This window comes from Halorubrum sp. AD140, from assembly GCF_034497445.1.
Lineage (GTDB): Archaea > Halobacteriota > Halobacteria > Halobacteriales > Haloferacaceae > Halorubrum.
The window spans coordinates 1-6,566 of record NZ_JAXRUU010000098.1; the positions used below are offsets into that span (position 1 = coordinate 1).

Sequence of the window (6,566 nt, forward strand, 5' to 3'; positions counted from 1 at the left end):
GGTGCGGAGACCCTGGCCGAGGAGATAGACGACGAGACGCTTCTCGACGCCGTCGACGACGAACTCCTGCGAGACCGGAGGCAATCGGCCGAGCCGACGGAGGACGTACGATGAGCGGCGCCGAGTCGGTCGAGTCGGGACAGACCGCCCGCGGACGGGAGACCCGTCGCTTCGTCTGGCTGCTCGACCCGAAGCTCGTGACGACCGCCGTCGCGAGCGTGGCGGTCGTCGTCCTCGCCGGGCTCGTTCAGGTGAGCTTCGGTTCCTACTCGATGAGCATCGGGCAGGCGTGGGCGGCCGTGTTCAACCCGGAAGTACTGTTCAACCGGCAGGCGTGGAACGCGTTCCTGCTCGGCGGCGAGGTACCGGAGATGAGCCGCGAGAGCCTCATCGTCTGGAACATCCGCCTGCCGCGCGTGTTCGTCGCGATACTCGTCGGGATGAACCTCGGCGTCTCGGGGGCCATCTTCCAGGCGATCACTCGGAACGAGCTGGCGAGCCCGTTCATTCTCGGCGTCTCCTCCGGCGCGGGGCTGATGATCCTGCTCGTTCTCGTCGTCTTCGGGGGGCTCGCAGCGTTCCTCCCGCTGATCGCGGCCGTGGGCGGCGCGGCCGCGTTCCTGATCGTATACGCGATCGCCTGGAAGAACGGCACCAGTCCCGTTCGACTCGTGCTGGCCGGCGTCATCGTCGGGACCGTCTTCGGCTCCGTGCAGACGGCGCTGTTCTTCTTCGCCGACGACATCGGGATCGTCCAGTCGGCGATCGCGTGGACCACCGGATCGCTGACCGGGACTGACTGGGCGCAGGTCCGGATGGCGCTGCCGTGGTCGGTCGTCGCGGTCGGGCTGGCGATCGCCGGCTCCCGGCAGTGCAACGTGATGCTGCTCGGCGAGCAGACCGCGAAGTCGCTGGGGATGTCCATCGAAAAGGTGCGGTTCGCGCTCTCCGGCGTGGCCGTGTTGGCGGCGGCCGCGAGCATCGCGGTCGCGGGCATCGTCGGCTTCGTCGGGCTGATCGTCCCGCACATGGTCCGGAACCTCGTCGGCAGCGACTACAAGAAGGTGATCGTCGGCTGTCTGTTCGTCGGCCCGGCGCTGATGGTCGGCGCGGACGTGGGGGCGCGGCTCGCGTTCAATCCCGTCCAGGTCCCGGTCGGGATCGTGACCGGGCTCGTCGGCGGACCCTACTTCCTGTACCTGATGCGCAAGAAGGAGAACATGGGGGAGATCTGAGATGGCGAGCGACACGAACGACGCGGCGCGAACGAACGGAACCGAACCGGCCGCCACGGAGGCGGTGCGAGCCGACGGCGACGCGGCCGAGGCGAGCGCCGCGAGCACGCTCTCCGGCGAGGACCTCGTCTTGGGGTACCCGTCGACCGAGGAGCCGGTCGTCGACGGGGAGACGCTGATCACCGAGCCCGGCTCGGTGACCGCCCTCGTCGGTCCCAACGGCTCGGGAAAGAGCACCCTGCTGAAGGGGCTCGCGAACCAGCTCGCTCCGGACGCCGGCTCGGTGGTGCTCGACGGCAACGATCTCCACTCGATGGGTACCAAGGAGATCGCCCGCAAACTCGGGCTGCTCTCCCAAGAGAGCACCTCGCCGGACAGCATCACCGTCGAGAGCCTCGTCTACCACGGTCGGTACCCGCACCGCGGGTTCTTCGAGTCCGTGACCGAGGAGGACCAGCGGGCCGTCGACCGCGCCGTCGAGATGGCCGGCTGTGATCACCTCCGCGACCGGGAGGTCGGGAGCCTCTCCGGCGGGCAGAAACAGCTGGCGTGGATCGCGATGGTGCTCGCACAAGACACCGACGTGCTCCTCCTCGACGAACCGACGACGTTCCTCGATTTACACCACCAGCTCGAGGTGATGGAGATCGTCGAGGGGCTGCGCGACGAGAGCGACATCACGGTCGTCGTCGTGCTCCACGACATCGAGCAGGCCGCCCGGCTCGCGGACCGGGTGGTCGCGCTCAAAGACGGCGAGATCCGGGCCCGCGGCAGGCCCGAGGAGGTCGTCACCGAGGAGCTGCTCGCGGAGGTGTTCGAGATCGACGCCGAGGTCGACCTCACCGAACGCGGGCCGCGGATCACGCCGCTGCGCGCGCGTCACGACGATGAAGGAGGGTCGGAGGGGTCCGAAATGCCCCCGGCGAGCGCGCCAGAGGCCGAGTGATGGGCGGCGAGGGCGAGGCGTTCGAGACGGAGCTGGATGCGTACCGCGATCGCGTCGAGAAGCCCCTGTGGCGGCTGTTCAAGCGGTACGGCCGCGGCGAGCGGCGGTGGCTCGCGGTGGGGCTCGTCACGAGCGTGTTCACGTACGCCGCGCTGCTCGTGACGCCGATCGTCCTCGGAACCACCATCGACGCGGTGTTCACGCAGGAGAGCGCGTACGCGCTCCCGCTCGTGCCCGAGGCGTGGCTGCCGTCGGACCGGGGCGCCCAGTTCCGGCTGTCGGCGGCGATCATCGGGACCGCGCTGCTCGGCGGAGCCGTCCTCCAGTGGGTCCGCGGCGTCTCGATCAACTACTTCGCGCACGGCGTGATGTACGCGATCCGCGTCGACGCCTACGAGAAGATGCAGCGGCTCGATATGACGTTCTTCGACAACAAAGAGACCGGAGAGGTCATGTCGATCCTCAATAACGACACGGGCAACCTAGAGGTGTTCTTCGACAACGCCCTTGGCGATGCGGTCCGGATCGGCGTGATCGTCGGTGGAGTGACCGCCGCGCTGCTGTACACGAACTGGCAGCTCGCGCTCGTGACGCTCGGTGCGGTGCCGCTGCTCGTCGGCTTCACCTGGTGGTTCGTCCGCGTCATCGAGCCGCGGTACACCCGTCACCGCTCGGTCATCGGTGACCTGAACACGCGCATCGAGAACGGCCTCAGCGGCATCGAACTCGTCAAGACCGCGAGCACGGAGGAGTACGAGAACGAGCGGGTCCGGGGCGTCTCTCGGAACGTGTTCGACGCCCAGATGGACGTCCTCAAGCTCAGCTACTTCTACCGCCCCGGGATGGAACTGCTCACCGGGACGGCGCTGCTCGCGACGTTCGTCGTCGGCGGGCTGTGGGTGTTCTCGGGCCCACCGCTGTTCTTTTCGGGGACGCTCAGCGTCGGGGAGTTCGTCGTCTTCATGCTCCTGACGCAGCGGCTGACGGGGCCGATGGCGCAACTCTCCAACATCGTCGACTGGTACGAGAACGCCCGCGCCTCCGGCAAGCGCATCTGCGGGCTGATGGACGTGCCCGTCCGCATCGAGGACGCACCGGATCCCACCCCCCTCGACGGCGTGCAGGGGCGCGTCGAGTACGACGACGTGACCTTCGGCTACGAGGGCGAGGAGACCGTCCTGAACGGCGTCGACTTCGAGGTCGAGGCCGGCGAGACCGTCGCGCTGGTCGGGCCGACCGGCGCGGGCAAGTCGACGGTCGCGAAGCTCCTCTTGCGACTCTATGATGTAACCGACGGTGCGGTCCGCGTCGACGGCCGCGACGTGCGCGACGTGGACGTTTCAGATCTCCGCGAGTCGATCGGCTACGTGAGCCAGGACACGTTCCTCTTCGACGGCACGGTCGCCGAGAACGTCCGCTACGGGCGGTTCGACGCCACCGACGACGAGGTGCGGGAGGCCGCGAAAGCGGCGGAGGCCCACGAGTTCGTCCGGGAGCTCTCCGAGGGCTACGAGACGCGCGTCGGCGAGCGGGGCGTGAAGCTCTCGGGCGGCCAGCGCCAGCGGATCGCCCTCGCGCGCGTGATCCTGCGGGACCCGGCGATCATCCTGCTGGACGAGGCGACCGCGAGCGTCGACACCGAGACGGAGTACCTCATCCAGCGCTCGCTGGACCGGCTGACCGCAGACCGGACGACGCTCGCGATCGCGCATCGGCTCTCGACGATCAAGGACGCGGATACCATCCTCGTCTTGGAGGATGGCGAGGTCGTCGAGCGGGGCGACCACGCCGAGCTGCTCGCCGCGGACGGGCTGTACGCGAACCTCTGGGGCGTCCAGGCCGGAGAGATCGAGGACCTCCCCGAGGAGTTCGTCGAGCGAGCCGCTCGCGGGCGTGTCAGCGGCCAGTAATGTTTAGGCCGGCCTAAAGATCGGTGGGTTTAATAATTTTTAGGGGAGCCTAAAAGTATATGTCGAGAGACGACACGGCACAAGGTGCGCCGACGCGCAGAGAGGCGATCAAATACGGCGGCGCAGTTGTCGGCGGCGGCCTACTGGCAGGCTGTACCGGTGAGGCCGAACAAGACTCGGGTGACGACGAAGGGTCGACAGACGACGAGAGCTACGGGGTTGAACTCTCGCCGGTGGGCGAAGTCGAGTTCGACGAGGTGCCGGAAACGGCCGCGTCGGATCTCGGCATCTGGGCCGACACCCTCGCGTCGTTCGGGCAGGCAGACCGCTTGATCAACCTACGCAGTCCCGATACCAAGGTGACGTCCCACTTCGACCAGCTGCCGGGCGTCGAGTTCGACCTCGAGGGGGTGTCGGACTTCGATCCCGCCGAAAAGGAGCTCTACTACGAAGTCGATCCGGACGTGTTCCACGTCGACCCGATTTTCCGGAAGATGTGGAACGACTGGGACGACAGCGACATCGACGAGGTGACGGAGAACGTCGCGCCGTTTTTCGCAAACGAGGGCAGCCGTATCGCCACCGACGAGTACGTCGAGGACCGCGAGTACGAGTTCTACTCGATCGAGGAACTCACCCAGAAGTTCGGGGAGGTCTACGACGCCGAACAGCAGGCCGATGCGCTCGTCGACGTTCGCACCGAACTCATCGAGGAGATCCAGTCGAACCTGCCGCCGGAGGACGAGCGACCGACTGTCGGAAGAGTTCTGTTCTACGAGGGCGACATCAACCCCTACCAGTTCAACGGCCCCGGATTCGGGAAAGCCCACCAGCACCCGCTCGAAGCCGTCGACGTGTTCGCCGACGAGGACGTGGTCTACGAACGCGAGGCGGGGTCGATCGACCTCGAAGGGCTGTTGGAGTACGATCCGGACGTGCTGATATTCTTCGACGGCATCGGTTTCTGGTTCGACGACTACGCAGAAACGAAAGACGAACTCGAGGACGATCCGGTCGGGCGTGATCTGACGGCGATCCAGAACGACCGGTTCTATCGCGGCGGCACGTTCGATCAGGGAATCGCGCTGAATCTGTTCCAGCTCGAAATGACGGCCAAACAGCTGTATCCCGACCAGTTCGGCGAGTGGCCCGGCTTCGACGAACAGCGCGTCCTGCCGGAGATTCCTGAGGACGAACGGCTGTTCGACCGACAGCGCGTCGCGGACATCATCAACGGAGACATCTAACAATGAGTGACGACAACGAGACGATTCGACAGGGGGCACCGACGCGACGCGACTACGTGAAGTACGGCGGGGCGGTGGTCGGCGGCGGACTGCTCGCCGGCTGTACCGGCGACAGCGGCGGCGACGGCTCCGAGACCGACAATTCCACGGCCAACGAGTCGAGCACCGATGAGTCGGACGAGCCCGAGGACACCTCCTACTCGGTGACCATGGCTCCCGCAGGCGAGGTCACGTTCGATTCGGTCCCCGAGCGGTGGGTCCCGTACTCCGCGGGGTACGCCGACGCAGGTATCGCCCTCGGACAGTCCGATGGAATGGTCGGCATCGGACAGACCGCCGAGTACTACACCCACTTTTACGAGGAGTTGCCGGGAGTGAGCGTGGACCGCGAGTCCCTGACCGAACTCGTCCCGAACGAGATGTCCAAGGAATTGTTCTACGAGCTCGACAGCGACGTCCACTTCATCGACACTGAGATGCTCAAGGCCTGGTTCGACTGGGATCAGGCGGACGTCGACGAGATCCGAGAGAACGTGGCGCCGTTCCTCGGGAATCTCGGCTACCGTCGGTCGGACGACTGGCACGACTACCGGTACTACACGCTGTACGAAACCTTCGAGAAGCTCGCCGAGGCGTTCGACGAACGGGACCGCTACGAGGCGTTCGAGGCGTTCCACGACGAGTTCATCGCCGACGTCCAGACCCGACTGCCGCCGGCGGACGAGCGTCCGAACGTCCTGCTCACCTTCGAGTTGAACGACGAACCCGAAGCGTTCTCGCCGTACCGGCTCAACGACAAGGGAACGAACAAGAAGCAGTGGCGTGACCTCGGTGTCTCCGACGCACTGGCAGGTACCGATATCGAGAACCTCAGCACGACGGAACGGACCAAACTCGACTACGAGGGGCTGCTCGATGTCAACCCCGATGTTCTCCTGATCCGCGGTCACGAACGCAAGTCCCCGGCGGAATTCCGCGAGACGGTCCTCGCGTACATGCGGGATCACTCCGTGGGGAGCGAGTTGACCGCCGTACAGAACGAACGGGTCTACCGCGGCGGGCCGTTGAAACAGGGCCCGATTCAGAATCTCTTCCTGACCGAGCGTGGGGCGAAGCAGCTCTATCCAGACGTGTTCGGTGAGGTAACAGGAGACGAGCAGCTGTTCGACCGCCAGCGCGTTGCGGACATCATCAACGGAGACATCTAACAATGAGCGACGACAACGAG

The 6,566-nt window shown here is 66.0% G+C and carries 5 protein-coding genes; all 5 read left to right on the top strand.

Annotated features, from left to right (window positions below):
* The first annotated feature begins 110 nt into the window (after positions 1–110).
* From U4E84_RS15805 to U4E84_RS15825, 5 genes are read left to right on the top strand one after another with little or no spacing between them, the layout of a single operon-like run.
* Positions 111–1,235 (top strand): iron ABC transporter permease, encoded by a 1,125-nt coding sequence (locus U4E84_RS15805; RefSeq protein ID WP_322533081.1) that lies wholly within the window; start codon positions 111–113, stop codon positions 1,233–1,235.
* A gap of 1 nt (position 1,236) precedes the next feature.
* On the top strand, positions 1,237–2,181 hold the full coding sequence (locus tag U4E84_RS15810; protein ID WP_322533082.1) for an ABC transporter ATP-binding protein: 945 nt from the start codon (positions 1,237–1,239) through the stop codon (positions 2,179–2,181).
* Positions 2,181–4,091: an ABC transporter ATP-binding protein gene (locus tag U4E84_RS15815; protein WP_322533083.1), complete on the top strand. Its 1,911-nt coding sequence runs from the start codon at positions 2,181–2,183 to the stop codon at positions 4,089–4,091. Before U4E84_RS15810 ends, U4E84_RS15815 begins: the two co-directional genes overlap by 1 nt.
* 59 nt (positions 4,092–4,150) lie before the next feature.
* Positions 4,151–5,338: an ABC transporter substrate-binding protein gene (locus U4E84_RS15820; protein WP_322533084.1), complete on the top strand. Its 1,188-nt coding sequence runs from the start codon at positions 4,151–4,153 to the stop codon at positions 5,336–5,338.
* A 2-nt stretch (positions 5,339–5,340) separates the two neighbouring features.
* Entirely contained in the window at positions 5,341–6,546 is a 1,206-nt protein-coding gene (locus U4E84_RS15825; protein ID WP_322533085.1) for an ABC transporter substrate-binding protein, read from the top strand.
* Positions 6,547–6,566: the final 20 nt, after the last annotated feature.

What these genes read in the sequence shown, in the direction of transcription:
- U4E84_RS15805 (WP_322533081.1), top strand. Translation starts at nt 111, where the DNA reads ATGAGCGGCGCCGAGTCGGTCGAGTCGGGACAGACCGCCCGCGGACGG.
- U4E84_RS15810 (WP_322533082.1), top strand. Translation starts at nt 1,237, where the DNA reads ATGGCGAGCGACACGAACGACGCGGCGCGAACGAACGGAACCGAACCG.
- U4E84_RS15815 (WP_322533083.1), top strand. Translation starts at nt 2,181, where the DNA reads ATGGGCGGCGAGGGCGAGGCGTTCGAGACGGAGCTGGATGCGTACCGC.
- U4E84_RS15820 (WP_322533084.1), top strand. Translation starts at nt 4,151, where the DNA reads ATGTCGAGAGACGACACGGCACAAGGTGCGCCGACGCGCAGAGAGGCG.
- U4E84_RS15825 (WP_322533085.1), top strand. Translation starts at nt 5,341, where the DNA reads ATGAGTGACGACAACGAGACGATTCGACAGGGGGCACCGACGCGACGC.